Source organism: Phenylobacterium sp., assembly GCF_036563285.1.
In the GTDB taxonomy this organism is placed as follows: Bacteria; Pseudomonadota; Alphaproteobacteria; order Caulobacterales; family Caulobacteraceae; genus Phenylobacterium.
In genome coordinates this window covers 530,128-548,953 of sequence record NZ_DATCMR010000006.1, presented here as the reverse complement: position 1 = coordinate 548,953, position 18,826 = coordinate 530,128, and the positions used below count along the sequence as shown (strand labels likewise).

Annotated in this window: 12 protein-coding genes and 1 pseudogene; 5 read left to right on the top strand and 8 right to left on the bottom strand. The window is 71.6% G+C overall.

The genetic code is table 11. From position 1 onward, the window contains the following. Positions 1–3 precede the first annotated feature (3 nt). Complete coding sequence (locus VIL76_RS07585; RefSeq protein WP_332044396.1) at positions 4–2,040, top strand: S9 family peptidase; 2,037 nt, start codon at positions 4–6, stop codon at positions 2,038–2,040. Positions 2,041–2,047: 7 nt separating this feature from the next. Here VIL76_RS07585 and VIL76_RS07580 read toward each other — a convergent pair whose 3' ends face one another. The 3 genes from VIL76_RS07580 to VIL76_RS07570 form a co-directional block, all read right to left on the bottom strand. Next, positions 2,048–2,227 (bottom strand): hypothetical protein, encoded by a 180-nt coding sequence (locus VIL76_RS07580; protein WP_332044395.1) that lies wholly within the window; start codon positions 2,225–2,227, stop codon positions 2,048–2,050. A gap of 65 nt (positions 2,228–2,292) precedes the next feature. Further along, the gene (locus VIL76_RS07575) at positions 2,293–4,086 is read right to left on the bottom strand and encodes an ATP-binding protein (RefSeq protein ID WP_332044394.1); all 1,794 of its coding nucleotides are present in this window, start codon (positions 4,084–4,086) and stop codon (positions 2,293–2,295) included. Between the two features lie 111 nt (positions 4,087–4,197). After that, positions 4,198–5,229, bottom strand: coding sequence for a hypothetical protein (locus VIL76_RS07570; protein WP_332044393.1), 1,032 nt, complete (start codon positions 5,227–5,229; stop codon positions 4,198–4,200). A 101-nt stretch (positions 5,230–5,330) separates the two neighbouring features. Here VIL76_RS07570 and VIL76_RS07565 point away from each other — a divergent pair, with 101 nt between their 5' ends. Further along, positions 5,331–6,524: an MFS transporter gene (locus tag VIL76_RS07565; RefSeq protein ID WP_332044392.1), complete on the top strand. Its 1,194-nt coding sequence runs from the start codon at positions 5,331–5,333 to the stop codon at positions 6,522–6,524. Here VIL76_RS07565 and nagE read toward each other — a convergent pair. The 5 genes and pseudogenes from nagE to VIL76_RS07545 all read right to left on the bottom strand — a co-directional run bounded on the left by nagE (position 6,521) and on the right by VIL76_RS07545 (position 15,558). Next, on the bottom strand, positions 6,521–8,194 hold the full coding sequence (gene nagE / locus VIL76_RS07560) for an N-acetylglucosamine-specific PTS transporter subunit IIBC (RefSeq protein ID WP_332044391.1): 1,674 nt from the start codon (positions 8,192–8,194) through the stop codon (positions 6,521–6,523). The genes VIL76_RS07565 and nagE overlap by 4 nt on opposite strands. Further along, entirely contained in the window at positions 8,191–10,236 is a 2,046-nt protein-coding gene (gene ptsP / locus VIL76_RS07555) for a phosphoenolpyruvate--protein phosphotransferase (RefSeq protein WP_414695420.1), read from the bottom strand. Before ptsP ends, nagE begins: the two co-directional genes overlap by 4 nt. 27 nt (positions 10,237–10,263) lie before the next feature. Then, positions 10,264–10,713, bottom strand: a pseudogene (locus VIL76_RS19745) (PTS sugar transporter subunit IIA); the annotation flags it as partial. Then, positions 10,710–12,803, bottom strand: a complete 2,094-nt coding sequence (locus VIL76_RS07550; RefSeq protein ID WP_332044389.1) for a beta-N-acetylhexosaminidase — start codon at positions 12,801–12,803, stop codon at positions 10,710–10,712. The gene VIL76_RS07550 and the pseudogene VIL76_RS19745, both read right to left, overlap by 4 nt. 91 nt (positions 12,804–12,894) lie before the next feature. Continuing rightward, on the bottom strand, positions 12,895–15,558 hold the full coding sequence (locus VIL76_RS07545) for a TonB-dependent receptor (protein ID WP_332044388.1): 2,664 nt from the start codon (positions 15,556–15,558) through the stop codon (positions 12,895–12,897). 254 nt (positions 15,559–15,812) lie between these two features. Here VIL76_RS07545 and VIL76_RS07540 point away from each other — a divergent pair, with 254 nt between their 5' ends. The 3 genes from VIL76_RS07540 to nagA all read left to right on the top strand — a co-directional run bounded on the left by VIL76_RS07540 (position 15,813) and on the right by nagA (position 18,780). Continuing rightward, positions 15,813–16,559, top strand: a complete 747-nt coding sequence (locus VIL76_RS07540) for a GntR family transcriptional regulator (RefSeq protein WP_332044387.1) — start codon at positions 15,813–15,815, stop codon at positions 16,557–16,559. A 71-nt stretch (positions 16,560–16,630) separates the two neighbouring features. After that, a complete protein-coding gene (locus VIL76_RS07535; RefSeq protein ID WP_414695419.1) occupies positions 16,631–17,638 on the top strand; it encodes an SIS domain-containing protein in 1,008 nt (335 codons plus the stop codon). Continuing rightward, the gene (gene nagA / locus VIL76_RS07530; RefSeq protein ID WP_332044386.1) at positions 17,638–18,780 is read left to right on the top strand and encodes an N-acetylglucosamine-6-phosphate deacetylase; all 1,143 of its coding nucleotides are present in this window, start codon (positions 17,638–17,640) and stop codon (positions 18,778–18,780) included. The genes VIL76_RS07535 and nagA overlap by 1 nt, the downstream gene beginning before the upstream one ends. Positions 18,781–18,826 lie beyond the last annotated feature (46 nt).

Sequence of the window (18,826 nt, the reverse complement as noted above, 5' to 3'; positions counted from 1 at the left end):
AAAATGGGTATCCGAGTACTTCTGGCCGCGGCCGTCCTGGCCATGGCCGCTCCCGCCATGGCGCAGGAGGGTCCAGCGCGCACCTTCACGGCCCGCGACCTGTTCGGCCTGCGTGCGGCGGGGGACCCCCGGGTGCGGCCGGACGGCGGCGCCATCGCCTATGTGCGCACCACCTACGACGTGATGACCGACCGCGCCGGCCGTTCGATCTGGATGGTGGACCCGGTCACGGGCGCCCAGACGCCCATGGTGGCGGACGAGGCCTCCAGCCTCACGCCGCGCTGGTCGCCGGACGGCTCGCGCCTGGCCTATGTGCTCGCCGCTCCGGGCGGGCCGCCGCAGCTCTACGTGCGCTGGATGGTCTCCGGCCGCTCGGCGCGGGTGGCGACGCTGGAGCAGGCGCCCAACGACATCACCTGGTCGCCGGACGGCAAGACCCTGGCGTTCACCATGCTGACTCTCGACGAGGGCAAGCCGCTGGGAAGCTCGGCGCGCCGGCCCGAGGGCGCCCGCTGGGCCGATCCGCTGAAGGTCATCGACCGTGCGGTCTGGCGCGTGGACGGCGAAGGCATCCTGAAGCCCGGCTACCGGCACCTGTTCGTGGTCTCCGCCGACGGCGGGCAGCCGCGCCAGCTCACCTTCGGCAAGTTCGACCATGCTGGGCCAATCGACTTCACCCCCGACGGCGAGGCCGTGGTGGTCGCCACGAACCGCGCCGAGCGCTGGGAGATCGATCCGAACGAGACCGAGCTCTACCGGGTCTCGATCCGCGACGGGGCGATGACCCGCCTCACCCACCGCGTGGGCCCCGACCAGTCGCCGGTCGTCTCGCCCGACGGGACGAAGATCGCCTACCTGGGCTTCGACGATGCGCGGCGGCGCGGCTACGAGAACACCCGACTCTACGTCATGGACCGCGACGGCAAGAACAGCCGGGTCCTGACAGGCGCCCTGGACCGCAGCGTGGGCTCGCCGCAGTGGGCTGCGGACGGCCGCAGCCTCTATGTCAGCTACGACGACCTGGGTGTCCGCAAGCTGGCGCGCGTCACGCTCGACGGGCGCGTCGAGACCCTGAACGTCCAGCTTGGCGGCGGCTCGCTCGACCGGCCCTACACCGGCGGCGAGTTCTCGGTGGCGCGCAACGGGCTGGTGGCCTTCACGCAGAGCACGCCCGACCATCCGGCCGATATCGCCGTCCTGCGCGGCGGCCGGACCCAGCGGCTCACCCGCCTGAACGAGGACCTGTTCACCGGCAAGACCCTGGCCCGCGTCGAGCCCCTCCCCGTGGTCTCCTCGTTCGACCGCAAGCCGGTGGGCGCCTGGATCGCCACGCCCCCGAACTTCGACCCTTCACGCAAGTATCCGCTGATCCTGGAGATCCACGGCGGGCCGTTCCAGGCCTATGGCCCGTCGTTCGCCACCGACGTGCAGCTCTACGCTTCGGCCGGCTATGTGGTGGTCTACGCCAATCCGAGGGGCTCCACGTCCTACGGCGAGGCCTTCGCCAACGAGATCGACAAGAACTACCCCAGCCACGACTACGACGACCTGATGAGCGTCGTGGACGCCGCCGTCGCCAAGGGCTTCGTCGACCCGAACCGGCTCTATGTGACCGGCGGCTCCGGCGGCGGGGTGCTGACCTCCTGGATCATCGGTAAGACCGACCGGTTCAAGGCCGCCGCCACCCAGAAGCCGGTGATCAACTGGTCGAGCCACGTGCTGACCGCCGACAACGTGGGCTTCTTCGGCCCCTACTGGTTCGGCAAGATGCCGTGGGAGGACCCGCAGGCCTACTGGGCCCGCTCCCCCCTCTCCCTGGTTGGCAACGTGAAGACCCCCACCCTGGTGGTGGTCGGCGAGGAGGACTGGCGCACGCCCGCCTCCGAGGCCGAGCAGTACTACGCCGCCCTGCAGTACCGCGGCGTGCCCACCGCCCTGGTTCGGGTGCCCGGCGCCAGCCACGGCGGCCTGGCCGCGCGCCCCTCGCAATCGGGCGCGAAGGCGGCGGCGATCATCGCCTGGTTCGAGCGCTACAAGTAGCGGGCGATCAGGCTTTCAGGGTGAAGAGCTCGCGGCCGAACTGGTGGACCGCGACCGAGGTCGCGCGGCGCTCGGCGAGGCGACGGCGCGCCGCGGACATGAGCTCGGCCAGCGAGGCGCAGGTCAGCGCCTCGAACTTCGGCGGCTCGTCCCCTTCCTGGAAATAGAGCTCGTACGTCAGGTGCATGGCGGCCTTACGGATGCCGAAAGACGGCCCCGCCCGCACCCTGTGGAATCTACGTAGCGGGGCCGTCAGGCGACCTTCGTGGCCTCTTCGGCGTCGCCGCCTTGCGTCACCGCCACCACGGCCTCGAACAGCGCCATGGCCTGGATCGGCTTGGAGACGTGGCTGTCCATGCCGGCCGCCAGGTACTGCTCGATGTGATGGGCCATCGCGTTGGCGGTGAGCGCCACGATCGGGGTCCGCGGACGCCCGGTCTCCCGCTCCCGCTCCCGGATCCGCGCCGTGGCCGTCATGCCGTCCATGTCCGGCATCTGGATGTCCATCAGGATGACGTCCCAGTCCCCCGTCTCCCAGGCGTCGATCACCGCTTCGCCGCAGTCGACGACCACCGGCTCGACCCCGAGCTGGTGCAGCAGGGTCTTCAACACCAGCTGGTTGACGGCGTTGTCCTCGGCGGCCAGCACGCGCAGGCCCAGCGCCTGGCGCTCGCTGGGCGGCGGCGGCGCGTACTCGGCCGGCGGCTTCTCGTCGCCGATGCGCTCCAGCGGCGCGCGCAGGATGAAGCGAGAGCCCTTCCCGAGCTCGCTCTCGACGCTCATCTCCCCGCCCATCAGTTGGGCGAGCTCGCGGCAGATCGCCAGGCCGAGGCCCGTGCCGCCGAAGCGCCGGGTGGTGGAGCTGTCCTCCTGCTCGAACTTGCCGAACAGCCGCGCCATGCCGTCCGGCGAGATGCCGACGCCGGTGTCGGCGACGGCGATCTCGAGCATCGCGCCGGAGCGCCGGGCGGTCACCCGGACCTCGCCCGCCTCGGTGAACTTCAGGGCGTTGGAGATCAGGTTGTAGAGCACCTGCCGCAGCCGCGTGGGGTCGCCCATGTAGCGACCGCGGGCCGGGTCGATCTCGACCGCGAACGAGAGGCCCTTCTTGTTGGCCAGCGCGGTGAAGGCCGAATAGGCGCCGCGCACCACCTCCGCCAGGTCGAACTCGATGTGCTCCAGGTCGAGCTTTCCGGCCTCGATCTTCGACAGGTCCAGCACGTCGTTGAGGATGGCGAGCAGCGCCTCGCCCGACTGGTGGACCACGCTCAGCCGCTCGCGCTGCACCTTCGACAGCTTGTCCCCCGCCATGGCCTGGGCCATGCCGAGCACGCCGTTCAGGGGCGTGCGGATCTCGTGGCTCATGGTGGCCAGGAACGTGGACTTGGCCGCGTTGGCCGCCTCGGCCGCGACCTCTCCCCGCAGCGCCTCGGCGCGGGCCTGCCGCAGCGCGGTGCGGGATCGGTCGAGCTGGCGCTGGGCGAGCACGAAGAAGTTCACCACCCCGACGCCGCCGGCGATCACCGTCACGACGGTGGCGGCGCTGAAGCCAGTGCGCCAGACCAGGTGGCCGATCATCAGGCCGAGCGTCGCCGCGTAGGGCGCCAGCAACAGCCGGAACATCGCCACGTTCGAATAGTACTGCAGCAGCACGTAGCAGGCGCCGACCACCGCAGACGTCAGCGCGAAGGCCTTGGCGACCGGATCCCCCATCAGCCAGATCGCCGTGAGGATCGCGCACTGCAGTACGACGGCGAACGTGCTGTTGGCCCACACGCCCGCCGAAACGCGTCGGCCGGCGGCCTTGTCGGCGGCCCGCTTGATCGAAGGGCGCAGCGAGGCGCCGACCGCGAAGCCCGCGAACACCAGGCACAGCCAGCCGACTGCCCAGGCCACGCCGACATAGATGGCGGCCACGCCCGCGACCCCGAGGCTCGTGACGATGCGCGGCAGCATGTTCTTCGCTGAAGCGGCGTAGAGGCTCAGCCCGCTGGGGGGCTCGGCCGATGTCTGGGCGCGCACGCCGCTGCTGACGGACGAATCCAACAGCCCCTCCCCGATGCATTTTCTCGGAGAGTGGCGTTACCCGGTTAACCGTACGTCAAGCGGTTCTCGCCCCGGTGGCAGCGTCGCCAGCGCGGCGCCCCTGAGTTGCAGTCAGCGGCCGCCGGCCGCCTTGGGCGCAGCTTCCGCCCGCTCCTTTTCCTGCAGCCGGGCGCCGGCCAGGATGCCCGGCAGGGCGTAGTTCCCCTCGTGGCAGGCGTACTCGTAGATCACGCCCTCCAGCGGCGAGAACTCGTATTCGCCGCCCCACGGCTCGTTCCAGGCGGTGGGGTCCTCGACCTTGAACTGGTAGCGAAGCCGGTTCTTGGAGGCGCGGGTGAAGCGCTCCGTGACCTTCAGGTCCTTCCACGAGCCCATGAAGGCCTGGGCCTCGGGGATGTGGGTGGTCTCCACCACCAGGGTGTCGCCGTCCCACCAGCCGATGGAGTCGCCGAAGTAGGGACGGACGCCGTCCGTGCGGTGCTTGGCGTTCAGGCGCACGACGCGGGTGTCGTGGGCCATCTCCACCAGGATGGCCACGGCGTCGGGGGTCTGAACGATGTGGTAGTTGTTGTTGTAGAAGCCGTTCGGGAACATCGGCGGGCCGGCGTTGCGCCCGAAGCCGATCACGCAGCGCTCGCCCAGCGGCCGGTTCTCCGGATTGTCGAAGGAGCCCAGGCCGCCGCCGTAGCGCTCGTTCGTCGCGACGCCGTTCCTGCGCGGCGGAGGCTGTCCATTCTTCGTCGTGAGCAGCGACGTGCGGGGCTGGCCGGCGACGCGCATCACCTGGTGCCCGGGATCGAGCCACCCGCGATTGTAGCCGCCGACGTCACCGCCCGCCGCGGCGAACTCGGGGCGCAGCTCCAGGCCGTTGGGGGCGTTCACCGGCGCGTTCGGGTCGGTGGGCTTGTTGCCCGCTTCGACCTCCTCGACCACGGCCTGCTCGAGCTTCTTCACTTCCTCCGGCGTGAAGGTCAGCCGCTCCCCGAGCTCCGGCCGCCGCGTCATCGGCGTCAGCGTCGAGTTCGACCAGTAGCCCTGCAGGTCCGGCTGCCCGAACGGTGTCCGCGGCGCCTTCCAGTCCTGCGCCTGGGCCGCGCCGGCGGCGAGCGCCGCCGCCAGGGTCGCGATGAGCACGTGCTTCATGGTCTTGCCTCCCATCCGATGATCACCCAGAGCGGGGCTCGCGCCAAGCCGCCCCTTGGCGGAATCGGCTTAGGCCTTGGGCCAGGCTTGGGAGGGACCCGATGGTGAAGACCGCGCGCGCCGTGGCCCCAGGCGTGGTGGTGGCCGTCTGCTTCCTCATCGCCGCCGTCGAGGGCTACGACATCCAGGCCTTCGGCGTCGCCGCACCCCGGCTGGTCCCCGAGCTCGGCCTCGACTCCAGCCAGCAGGGCTGGGCCGCCAGCGCCGCCATGATCGGCCTGGTCCTGGGCGCCTTCGCCGGCGGCTGGCTCGCCGACCGCACCGGCCGCAAGCCGGTGCTGATCGCCTCGGTCATCGGGTTCGGCCTGTGCTCCATCTGGACCGCGCTCTCGCACGATTACGAGACCCTACTTGCCGCCCGCTTCATCACCGGCCTCGGCTTCGGCGGCGCCATGCCGAACCTGATCGCCGTGGCCGCCGAGATCAGCCGCCCCGAGCGGCGCGGCGCGACCGTCAGCGCCATGTTCTGCGGCATGCCGGCCGGCGGCGCGGCCGTCGCGCTCGCCGCCCGGCTGTGGGGCGAGGCGCTGGACTGGCGGATGATCTTCGTCGCGGGCGGCGTCCTGCCCCTGCTGCTGGTCCCGGTGATCGTGCTGCTGCTGCCGGAGACCCGGCCTGCGGCCGCCCCGGCCGCCGACCGGCGGCTGCTACCGGCGCTGTTCGCCGGCGGGCGTGCGGTCCCGACGCTGTTGCTCTGGGCCGCCAACATCCTGACCCTGGTGATCCTCTACCTGATGCTGAACTGGCTCCCGACGCTGGTGGTCGCGAAGGGCCTGCCCCCGGCCGATGGCGCGGCGGCCTCGCTGGCCTTCAACATCGTTGGCGTCGCCGGCGCCCTGGCGCTGGGCGTGGTGACCGACCGCCTCGGCCACCGCTGGACGCTGGCCGCGGCCTATGCGGGCCTGGCGGTGGCCATCCTGGCGCTCAGCCGCGCCGAGGGCGCCGCCGCGGTCCTGACGCTCTCGGCCGCAGCGGGCTTCCTGGTGCTGGGGGCCCAGTACGCCCTCTATGCCCTAGCCCCCATGCTGTACGGTCCCAGCGTGCGAGCGGCTGGGGCCGGCGCGGCCGTCGGGGTTGGACGCTTCGGCTCGATTATCGGGCCGCTGCTGGCGGGCGAGCTGCGCCACGCCGGCTGGGCCGCGGGCCAGGTTATCGACGCCATGGCGCCGCTGGCCGTCGGGGCGGGCCTGGCGGTCGTGGTCCTGACGATGGTCGCGCGGCTGAAGGCGGACTAGGCCTCACGCAGCCGCGCCGCCACCGCCGAGGCGGTGGGGCCCAGCACAACGTGCAGATGGTCTGCGCTGCGGAACAGCCCGCGCGCTCCGGCCGACCGAAGCGCCGCCTCGTCCACGACGGCGTTCCGGCCCACAGCAAGCCGCAGCCGGCTGTCGCAGACCTCGACGCTCGAGGCCTTCAGACCGCGAAGCACGGCCACCAGGGCATCCGAGGTCCCGCCCGCCGCACGGATCTCGCCCGCAACCTGATCGGCCTGCGGACCCAGCACCACCTGCAGGGTGTCCGGCGAGGGTCGCACGAACCCCTTCGCGCCCAGCGCGCGCAGCGCCGGCTCGTCGACCTTGGCCGGATCACGCAGCACGAGGCGAAGGCGGGTGGTGCAGGCGTCCACCGTTGCGAGGTTCTCACGCCCGCCCAACGCGCGCGCAAAGGCCTCGCCGCGCGAGCCGGCGGGCGCCGCGGCCTGGACCGCCGGCGCGTCCTCGCGGCCGGGCGTCTTCAGGTCGAACACCCGGATCGCGAGCCGGAAGAAGCCGTAATAGACGCCGAAATAGGCGAGCCCGACCGGGATCAGGAGCCACGGCCGCGTGGCCTTGTTGAAGTTCAGGAGGTAGTCGAACAGCCCCGCCGAGAAGCCGAACCCGAGCTTCACGCCCAGCGCGTCCATCAGCGCCATCGAGACGCCAGTCAGCACAGCGTGGATGGCGTAGAGCGCCGGCGCCAGGAACATGAAGCTGAACTCGATCGGCTCGGTGACGCCCGTCAGGAAGGAGGTCAGCGCGACCGACAACAGCATCCCGCCCACCGCCTTGCGCCGCTCCGGCGGGGCCGAGTGGTACATGGCCAGGCACGCCGCCGGCAGACCGAACATCATCACCGGGAAGAAGCCGGCCATGAACGCCCCGGCGGTGGGGTCGCCCGCCGCGAACCGGTTCAGGTCCCCCGTCACCCCCTGGTAGTCGCCGAGCAAGAACCAGGCGAGGTTGTTGAGGATGTGGTGCAGGCCGGTGACGATCAGCAGCCGGTTGAGAAGGCCGTAGAGGAACAGCCCCGCGGGCCCCAGGCCGATCACGCCGGCGCTCAGCGCGTCCATCCCGCGCTCCAGCGCCGGCCAAGCGAAGCCGAACGCCAGCGCCAGCACCACGCCGGCGAGCCCGCAGACGATCGGCACGAACCGACGGCCGCCGAAGAAGGCCAGGTACTCCGGCAGCCGGATGTCGGAGAAGCGGTTGTACATCAGCCCGGCGATCACGCCGGAGAGGATGCCGGCGGGGATGCTGAGCTTGCCCACCTCCTTGGTCTTCCACGCGGCGACCGCCAGGTCTCCGGTGACCTCGGGTGGGGCGTGCAGCAGGGCCTTGGCGCCCTCCGTGGCGACGAGGAAGCAGACCACGCCTGCGAGCCCCGCCGCGCCGTGGTTCTCCCGCGCCAAGCCCACCGAAACACCCACCGCGAAGATCAGGCCGAGGTTGCCGAACACCGCGCCGCCGGCAGCGGCGAAGGCCTGGGCGAGCACGCCGAAGGCGCCGCCGCCGAGGTCCGCCAGCGCCGGCGCACCGAGCAGGTCGGGCTGGCCGAGCCGCAGCATCAGGGCCGCCACCGGCAGCACAGCGATCGGCAGCATCAGCGCGCGGCCCAGCTGCTGCACGCCGCTCAGGGAGAGCTTCATGACGAGGCTCCGTCAGCCGGCGGCAACCGCTCGCGCACCAGCGCGCGCACGGCTTCCGCAGAGGGAAGATCGAGGGCCGCATGCGCTGCGACCCTGCAGGCGTCGAGCGTCAGCCCGCGCAGGCGTGCCTTGAGCGCGGGCACCGCGGCGGGCGCGGCGGATAGACCACGCACGCCAACCCCGACGAGCAGGGGCGCCGCGAGGGGATCGGAAGCCAGGCCGCCGCATACGCTCGCCGGCTTGCCGGCAGCCGCGGCGGCCGCCGCCGCCTGGGCGATCAGGCGCAGGACGGCGGGGTGGAGGCCGTCGAGCCGGGGCGCGAGCTCCGGGTGCTCGCGGTCCATGGCCAGGACGTACTGGGTGAGGTCGTTGGTGCCGATGGACAGAAAGTCCGCCTCAGCCGCCAGCTGGTCGGCCAGCAGCGCCGCGGCGGGTGTCTCCACCATCACACCGAGCTGTGGCGCGCCGGCCGGCGCGAGCTCGTCCAGCATCCGGCGCACCGCGCGCAGGTCGGCCACGTCATTGACCATCGGCAGCAGGATACGCACCGGTCCGCGCACCTTCAGGATGGCCGCGAGCTGGGTCCTGAGCAGCGCCGGCGTGCGCAGCGCCGCGCGCAGGCCGCGCAGGCCTAGCGCGGGGTTGGTCTCCGCCGGCGCTGGCGCGAAGGCGAGCGGCTTGTCGCCGCCGGCGTCCAGGGTGCGGATGGTGAGCGGCCGGCCGCCGAGGGCCTCGGCGGCCGCTTGGTAGAGGCCGGCCTGCTCGGCCTCATCTGGCGGGACGGTGCGGTCCAGGTAGAGGAACTCGGTGCGGAACAGGCCGCAACCCTCCGCGCCTTGCGCCACCGCTTCCGCCGCCTCCGCAACGGCGCCGAGGTTGGCCATCACTTCGATCCGGAGGCCGTCGGCGAGTGCGGCCGGTTCGGCGGCGGCCGCGCGATCGGCGCGGCGGCGCGACTCCCGGGCGCCGAGCGCGGCCTGAGCGGCTTCGAGGGCGGCGCGGTCCGGCGCCACGCGCAGCGTCCCGGCGTCGGCATCGAGTATCACCGTGGCGCCTTCCGGAACCTGCAGCAGGTCCGGACCGATGGCGGCGAGCGCCGGTACGCCGGCCGCAGCCGCCAGGATGGCGACGTGCGAGGTGGCTCCCCCTCGGGCGGTGCAGAAGCCCGCCACACGCGCGCCCTCGAGGGCGACAAGCTGGGACGGCAGGAGCTCCTCGGCGATGAGCACCGCGCCAGCGGGAGGGCGGGGTGGCGGCGGGGTCTCGCCCGACAGCGCCCAGAGCACCTGTCGCTCCAGGTCCAGGAGGTCGTCCGCGCGGGCCGCCAGATGAGGGTCGTCCAGCGCCTGTAGGTCGGCGGCCACGCGGCGCAGGGCTGCGCGCCAGGCGACGCCCGCACTGAGCCCGGCGCGTAGGCCCCGCTCGGCGGCGGCCCTCAGCTCCGGGTCGGCCAGGAAGGCTTGGTGCGCCGCCAGGATGTCGCGCTGGGCGCCACCGACGCCCGATCCCGCCACGCGCGCACGCACCTCCTCGATCGCGCCGGCGAGTGCGTGCGACTCGGCCTCCGCGCCGCGGCTCGCCTCGACCAGCGGTGGCTCGGGCGGCGTGAGCCGCACCGCCACGCCGATGGCGAGACCGGGCGCGGCGGTGACGCCGGTGAGCACTCCTGCCTCCTTCGTGTGCGCCGCCAGGGCGGCAAGGGTGGGCGCCAGCGGCGCGGCCGCCCTCTCCTCCTCCGCGATCACCGCGAGCAGGGTCCGGATGGCCTCGACCGCCTGCGCAGCCTCCGGACCTCGGGCGGTGACCGTCAGGTGCGCTCCTGGGCTCGCGCCCAGCGCCATCATCGCCACGGCGGAACGCACGTCGGCGCGCCGCCCACCCGCGGCCAGCTCGACCTCCGCCTGGAACGCCTGCGCCGTCGCCACAACCCGGGCCGCAGGCCGGGCATGCAGCCCGTGCGGCAGGTCGAGGAGCAGTTCGGCGCTGACCGTCTCGCCGGCATGCGTGACGGCCGCTGCGCCCGCCAGCGGGCGAAGCTGCATGAGCGCCTCGCCCGCGCGCACCTCACGCCCGGTGACGCGGTGCACGATCTCGAAGCGCTCCCCGTTGGTGATCACCACCGGCGTGAGCAGGCTCCGCACGCGGCCGGCGAGGAAATCCATATCGAAGGTCAGGATCTTCTCGCCGCGGCGGACGCGGGCGCCCTCGTCCACGTGCGCCGTGAACCCCTCCCCCGCGAGCGCCACGGTCTCCAGCCCCACGTGGATCAGCAGCTCGGCGCCGTTGTCGGCGCGGATCGTCACCGCGTGGCGGGTGCGTGGCAGGGCGATGATGACCCCGTCGCAGGGCGCGTGCACGGTCTCCGCCGTGGGATCGATGGCGACCCCATCGCCCAGCATGCGGCCGGCGAACACCGGATCCGGCGCCTCGTCGAGCGGCGCGGCCCAGCCCGCGACCGGCGCCTGCACCACCAGGACCTCGCTCACGCCAGGCGCCGGCGGGCTCTCCAACGGCTTCATCGCGCCGGACCCGGCAGCAGGCGTACGGCCGCCACCGCCCACATCGGCTCGATCTTGGGCCGGGTGAAGGTGAAGCAGAGGTCCTGGGCGCCGGCCGTAGGCGGCAACTGGACCTTGAGCGTCGTGACAGCGGGGTTCGCGGCGGCCGTCTTCAGCGGGGCCACCACCGCGGGCTCCGCCTTGCAGCCGCCGACGCGCACCTCCAGCTCGCCTTCCGGCGTGCGGGGCCGCGGGACGGTGACCTTCTTGATGTCCTCTCCGATCTGGTAATTGAACGGCAGCTGGCCGACGTCGACTTCGATCGTGGAGATCCCGTCCAGCTGCGCGCCGGACCAGATCCAGCACGGGTTCATGATGTCCGTGAGGAAGACGGCGCGAGGGCCGTTCGCCGGCGCATCGTCCTCCAACGCCAGAGTGATCGCGTTGCTGCAGGTCTTCAGCTCGCGGCTGTCCCGCCGACGCGGATCGGTGGGCGTGTGCTTGCCGTCAAAGGGGGACTGCGCGGCCGGGAAGCCGAGGGCGCGCAGCCGCGCGACGGCCGCGGGCACACGCGTGGCGAAGTCCTTCCAGTCTCGGCGGGCCGCCGGCGACCAGCCGACCTCCGCCACGGCGAGCGCGCGCGGGAACAGCATGTGCGCCGCCCGGGCCTCGGTCCGGATGTGCTCGGTCCAGAGGTTGGCCTGCAGGCCGATGATGTGGCCCTGCTGCTCGGGCGTCAGCTGAGGCGGGGCGGGATCGAAGGCGTAGACGTCCTTCAGGCTGATGATCCAGCCGCGGCCGGGGGGTTCCGCCGGCCCGGCCGCCTGGCGGTTGTCGAAGTAGAGGATCGGGGCTGGCGACAGGACCGTGTCGTGCCCCCGCTTCGCCGCCTCCAGCGCACCGGCGATGCCACGCCAGGACATGACCGTGGCGCGAGGCGGAAGCTCGCCGTCGAGGATCTCGTCCCAGCCGATGAGCCGGCGGCCGCGGCTTGCCAGGTGCTTCTCGATGCGCTGCGTGAACCAGGCTTGCATCGCCTTCTCGTCCCGGATTCCGAGCGCGCGCATCTGCGCCTGCACGGCAGGAGACTCCTTCCACTGGTGCTTCTCCGCCTCGTCGCCGCCCACGTGGATGTACGTCGACGGGAAGAGCGCGATCACCTCGTCGAGCACATCCTGCAGGAAGCCGAAGGTCGCCTCGTCGGTGGCGAACAGGTTGGGGTAGATCCCCCAGTCCGCCGGCACGGCCTTCGGCGGAGAGGAGGTCGCCGCGAGCTGCGGGTAGGCGACGACGGCGGCGGTGGCGTGCCCCGGCATCTCGATCTCGGGCAGGATGGTGATCTGCCGCTCGGCGGCGTAGGCCACCAGCGCCCGGACCTCGTCCTGGGTGTAGAAGCCGCCGTAGAGACGCGGGCTGCCCGTCGCCGGATCGACGTCGCGCGCCGGCCCTTCGCCGGCCGGCACACGCCAGGCGCCGACCTCTGTCAGACGCGGATATTTCCTGATCTCCAGCCGCCAGGCCTGGTCGTCGGTCAGGTGCCAGTGCAGCACGTTGAGCTTGTGGGCCGCCATGGCGTCGATCAGCGAGCGGATAAAGGCCGGTGACTGGTAGTGGCGCGCGGAGTCCAGCATCAGCCCGCGCCAGCCGTAGCGCGGCGCGTCCTCGATCCGCAGCGACGGGATGCGCCCGCCGTCGGCGGTGACGAGCTGCCACACGCTCATCGCCCCATGGAACAGCCCTGCATCGGTCGAGGCGGTGACGACGGCGCCGGCCGGGGTGACCTCCAGGCGGTAGGCCTCGGGGCCCAGGCCCGGCGTCCGCCGCAGCACGATCGCGCCCTCGCGCTCGACGACCCGCAGGCGGGGCCCGCCGGCGCGGGCGGTGAGGTCCGCCAGGATCTCCGCCGTTCGCCGCGCTGGCGCATCGCCGGGCGGCGCCGCGATTCCCAAGCCGTTGCGCACGACGAGCAGACCCGGAGCCTCGACGAGCTGCACGGGAGCCGGAGTGATCTGGGCGCGGAGCGGCGGGGACGCCGTCGCGCAGGCCGCGCCCAGCAGGGCCAAGGCTGCGGCCGCCAGCCGGCCGATCCACGGTCGCGCCCTCGCCCGCATCACTTCCTCCGGCCGTACGCCCAGCTGTACAATGAAAAAGGAAATGGGCGCGGAAAAGAGCGAGCCGCGCCCAAAGTTGGGGGAGGTACCCTTAGAACTTCACGCGCACCCCGCCGTAGAAGACGCGGCCGTTGCGGTAGAAGGCCCGCGGCCGGCTCTCCGTGCCGGAGTAGAATTCCAGGATCTCATCGGTCAGGTTCTGCGCGTCGAAGGTCGCCGCGATGTTGTCCGTGATGTTGACGCTCACCGAGGCATCGAGCGACTTCACCGCCGCGCTGTTCAGCTGCGAGGCGCGGTCGATGTCGACGAAGAACTCCGAGCGGTAGTTGTAGGACAGCCGCGCGCTGATCCGCTCGTTCTCGAAATAGCCGGTCAGGTTGAAGCTGTGCTGGGAGTTCTCCGGGATCGGATCCCCGTTCGTCGCCTCGGCGTCGGAGTAGGTGTAGTTGGCCAGCACCCCGAAGCCCGCCATCAGCGGCTGCTGCCAGCTGATCTCGACCCCCTGGTTGTGCCCGCCGGGACCGTTGGTCGGCCGCGTGACGTCGAACCGGCAGGTGTAGAGGTTGCCGCTCACCGGGGTGCAGCGGCTCATGTCGGGCGTGTTGGTCTCGACCCGCTGCAGCTCCTCGTTGGTCGCGTTGATCACGTAGGACTGGATGTCCTTGTAGAAGAACGCCACCGACAGCAGGCTCTCGGGCGCGTAGTACCACTCCGCCGAGACGTCGAACTGCGAGGCCCGATAGGGGTCCAGGTCCGGGTTGCCGCCGATCCCGGTGTAGATCGAGGGTGTCAGCGAGATCTGCGGCGCGATCTTGGCGTAGTCCGGCCGCGCCATGACCTTGGCCGCCGCGAACCTGAGGACGAGGTTATCGGTGAGGTCGAACGCGATGTTGAAGCTGGGCAGGACGTCCGTGTAGCTCTTCTCGTAGGTCACCCGCTGGATGTCGCCGAACGGATTGGGGACCCCGCCCCCGGCGCCGACCAGCCAGCCTTCGGCGGTCTGCTCCGTCTGCACCACGCGGACGCCGAGGTTGCCGCGGAAGCCCTCGCCCCCGAAGACGCCCATGACGTAGCCGCCCAGGGCCTTCTCGGTGATCGTGTAGCTGTCGGACGGCGACAGGAACTTGTAGTCGGCCGAGCCGGGCGTGGACGGCGTCCACTCCACCAGGGTCTTGCCGAGCAGCAGCTGCTCCAGGCGGGCGCGGTCCACCTGGCGATAGGCGCGGACCACGCCCGTGCCGCCGATGCCGTCCAGGTAGTCGCCGGGGGTTAGCCCGCCTGCCACGTCGGCGAGGCCGCAAACGTGGCCGCTGCAGAGTCCGCCGGTCCAGGGATAGAGGGAGCCGAGGCGGCCGGCGATGTGCAGGGTCTCGCGCTCGTGGTCGGTGTACTTCAGCCCGGCCTTGATCGAGCTGAAGGGGCCGAAGTCCACCTTCCTGTCGGCGTCGCCGCGGACATAGAACTCCTGGTCGGTGTTGCCGATGCTGTCGAGCGAAGTCCAGCCGAGCTCCGGCAGGGCCGCGGCGCTGGTCGGGTCCAGGTTCGCGAAGCTCACCCGGGGCACGCCCTGGGTCAGGTCGAAGCTCACGCCGGTGACGCCGATGGTCTCCCAGAACGGCTGGGCCTCGGTCGCGCCTTCGGCGTCGGTGAAGCCGATCTGGCCGTGCAGTGTCCACGCGTCGCCCAGGCTGTAGGTGGCGTCGAGGTCGATCGACCGTGTCTCGGTGGAGGCCACCCGGTCGACGGCGTCGAACACCGCGCCGAACCCGCCCGCCTGGCCGAACGTGCCGCGCACCAGGGTGCCGTCACGCACTTCCGTCCCGGTCAGAGCCGCGCCGTTGCCGACCTTGTTCGAGATCCAGGCCATGTAGTTCTGGTTGAAGTTGTCGGCGTCCATGTGGCTGTAGAGGCCGGTCAGATTTACCTCGAGGGCGTCGGTCGGGGCCCACTGGGCGGCGAAGTTCACGCCCTTGCGGTCGCGCTCCTGCTGGAAGAAGGCCGAGCCGATCAGGACAGGGTAGTCGACCGTCCCGATGGCGCCGCCGAAGTTGTTGGAGCCGTAGCCCAGCACTTCCACGCCGTCGCGGCGCAGGTGGCGCTTCTGGGAGATCAGCCCGACGAGTACGCCGAAGGTCTTGTCGGCGTTGGTCCAGCTGAGCATGCCCGAAAGCTGCGGGTCGTATTCGTCGGCCAGATCGCTGTAGGCGACCTGCGCCGAGGCCGAGACGGAGAACGGGTCGAGGTCGAACGGCCGGCGGGTGAGCACATTGATCGTGCCGCCAACGCCGCCCTCCTCCAGGTCGGCCTGCGGGCTCTTGAACACCTCCACGCGCCCGACGATCTCGGACGGCAGCATCAGGTAGTTGAAGCTGCGGCTGGCGTTCAGCTGGTCGAGGATGAACCAGTCGGCGGTCGCGACCGCGTGGCCGTTCAGCAGCGTCAAGTTGAGGTTGCGCGCGGTGCCGCGGATCGACACCCGCTCGCCCTCGCCGAAATCGCGCTGGATGGTGACGCCGGTGATCCGCTGCAGCGACTCGGCGACGTTCTTGTCGGGGAACTTGCCCACGTCCTCGGCGGTGATCACCTCCACGAGGCTATCGGCCGTGCGCTTGGCGTCGATCGACTGCTGCAGCGAGGCGCGGATGCCGGTGACGACCACCTCGTCCACTTCCTGCGTCTGGGCCTGGGCGGCGCCGTGCCAGGCCAGGGCGGCTGCGCTTACCGACGCGGCCAGAAGCCTCTTCCTGATGCCCATGGTTCTTCTCCCCTGTAGCGGCCGTGTCGGCTCGCGTTCCCATGCGACCAATTCCGCACCAATCGAGGCGCGACTCGGGCGAAAACACCCCTGAACACGCTGGGGTCGGACCTTAGCTGTCACCGAAACGCTAGGATGTGCAAGCGAAAAGTAAGACCAATTGAGGGTGATTATAAAATTGGTATGGAATTGGTTTGTAGCGTGACCTATAGGAGAGAGGCCATGTTGCGGCCTGCCAGAGCCTCGGGGGCGTCGTGCCAGCCTTTGCAGAACTGATCGGAACGCTGGACCCGCGCGGCCGAGGGCCGCTGTACCAGCAGCTCCAGCAGGCGATCCGCGAAGCGATCCGCAACCGCGTGCTCGCGCCCGACGAGGCCCTGCCGCCCGAGCGCGACATGGCCGAGGAGTTCGAGGTCTCGCGCATCACCGTGCGCAAGGCGCTGGACGGCCTGGTCACCGAAGGCCTGCTGATGCGCCGCCAAGGCGCCGGCACCTTCGTCGCCTCGCGCGTGGAGAAGAACTTCTCGAAGCTGTCGTCATTCAGCGAGGACATGATCTCGCGGGGGCGTACGCCACGCAGCGAATGGCTGAAGCGGACCGAAGGCGGGGTCACCCCGGAGGAGTCACTGGTCCTGGGCCTCTCGCCGGGCAGTCCGGTCTACCGCTTCAACCGCATCCGCTACGCCGACGACCTGCCGATGGCGCTCGAGTACTCCACCGTGCCCGCCTATTCGCTTCCGTCGCTGGAGGCCGTGGGTCCCTCGCTCTACGAGGCGCTGGACGCGGCGGGCTGCCGGCCGACCCGCGCCCTGCAACGGCTGCGCGCGGTGCTGTTCACGGCGGAGCAGGCCGAGCTGCTGCGCGTTTCGCCCGGCGACGCGGGCCTGCTCATCGAGCGGCGCGGCTTCCTGAAGGACGGCCGGGCCGTTGAGTTCACCCAGTCCTACTATCGCGGCGACGCCTACGACTTCGTGGCCGAGCTCAACGCGCTCACCTCCTGATCGGTGAAGGAGCCGAGTTGCCCCACGTGACGCCCGAGGCGACCGGACATCGCCCGCCCCACATCAGCGCCATGGCGCAGGAGGCGGCCAAGGCCCCGGCCGTGGTGCGCGACCTGCTGGAGCGAAATGCCGAGGCGGCGCGGGCGTTGGGCGCCGAGCTGCGCGCCCGCCCGCCGCGCGCGGTGCTCACCTGCGCCCGCGGCTCGTCCGACCATGCCGCCACCTACGCCAAGTACTTGATCGAGACCCGCACCGGCCTGATCACCGCCTCGGCGGCGCCGTCGGTGAGCTCAGTCTACGCTGCGGCGCCGGAGGCCGCGGACGTCCTCTGCCTGGCCATCTCGCAGTCCGGCGCGAGCCCGGACCTGCTCGCCACCGCCGAAGCTGCGCGTGACGCGGGCGCCAAGCTCGTCGCCCTGGTCAACGCCGCGGGGTCACCGCTCGCGGCCATGGCCGACGCCGAGCTGCCGCTCTGGGCCGGACCCGAGCTCAGCGTCGCCGCGACGAAATCTTTCCTCGCCTCGCTCGCCGTCATCGCCCAATTCGTCGGCGCCTGGACGGAGGACGCAGAGCTCGACGCCGCGCTCCGCGAGCTGCCGGACCTCATGGCCAAGGCCCACGCCTCGGACTGGTTCGTCGCCCAGCAAGCCTTGGCCCACGCCAGCAGCCTGTACGTGGTCGGCCGCGGGCCCGGCTTCGCCGCCGCCCAGGAGATCGCGCTGAAATTCAAGGAGACCTGCGGCCTGCACGCCGAGGCGTTCAGCGCCGCCGAGGTGCGCCACGGGCCGATGGCCATCGCCCGCGACGGTTTCCCGGTGCTGGCCCTTGCCCAGGACGACGCCACGCGCGAAGGGGTCGAGGCGCTGGCCGCCGACCTCGCCGCACAGGGCGCTGCCGTGCTGATCGCCGGCGGATCGGCGCAGGGCGCCATCTCGCTGCCCGCCCTCTCGGCCCATCCGCTGCTCCAGCCGATCCTGCTCGTGCAGAGCGCCTATCCCATGCTCGAGGCGCTCTCCCGGGCCCGCGGCTTCGATCCCGACCGGCCGCCCGGCCTCTCCAAGGTCACGAGGACGCTCTGATGGCTGTCGCGCTCGTCGGCGGCCGGGTTCTGAACGGCCAGGGCTTCGTCAGCGGCCTGGGCGTGGTGATCGACGCCGGCCGGATCGTCTCGGTCACGAGCGAAGCCGAGGCCCTCGCCAACGGCGACCAGCGCTACGACCTCGGCGGCGGCCGGCTCGCGCCGGGCTTCGTCGACACCCAGGTGAACGGCGGCGGCGGCGTGCTCTTCAACGACGACATGTCTGTCGAGGCGATCGCCGCCATCGGCGAGGCGCACCGCCGGTTCGGGACCACCGGCTTCATGCCGACGCTCATCAGCGAGGACCTCGGCGCTATCGAGCGTGCATTGCGCGCTGTCGAGGCGGCGATCGCCGCGGGGGTGCCCGGCGTGCTCGGCGTGCACGTGGAGGGGCCGTTCCTCAACGCCGCCCGCGCCGGCATCCACGACAAGAAGAAGTTCCGCGTCCTCGACGAGAAGGCCCGCACCCTGCTCTCCTCGCTCAAGGCCGGCCGCACCCTCGTCACCCTGGCGCCGGAGCGCACCGAGCCCGGCATGATCCGCGCGCTCGCCCACGCCGGCGTGGTCGTCGCCGCCGGCCATACCGACGCCAGCTACGAGCAGATCCGCGCCGCCCTGGAGGCCGGCGTCAGCGGCTTCACCCACCTGTTCAACGCCATGTCCCCGCTGGCCAGCCGCGCTCCGGGCGCCGTGGGCGCCGCGCTGGAGGACCAGGCCAGCTACTGCGGGATCATCGTCGACGGTCGCCACATCCACCCGGCCGTGCTGCGCATCGCCCTGCGCTCCAAGCCGCTCGACCGCTTCATGCTGGTCACCGACGCCATGCCGAGTGTGGGCATGAAGGAGAAGGCCTTCACCCTGCAGGGCCAGCGCATCACCGTGCAGGACGGCGTCTGCGTGGCGCCCGACGGCACGCTCGCCGGCTCCGACCTCGACATGGCCCGGGCGGTCCGCAACGCCACCGCCCTGCTGGACGTCGAACCGGTGGAGGCGCTGAGGATGGCCAGCCTCAATCCCGCGCGCTTCCTAGGGGTCGACCACCTGATGGGCCGCATCGCGCCCGGCCTGCGGGCCGACCTGGTGCTGCTCGACGACGCCGCCGAGGTGGTCGCCACCTGGATCGGCGGAGAGCGCGCCGTCTGAGCGCTTCCCCACGCCGCAGCTTGGCGCCACTCTCCCGGCGGATAGC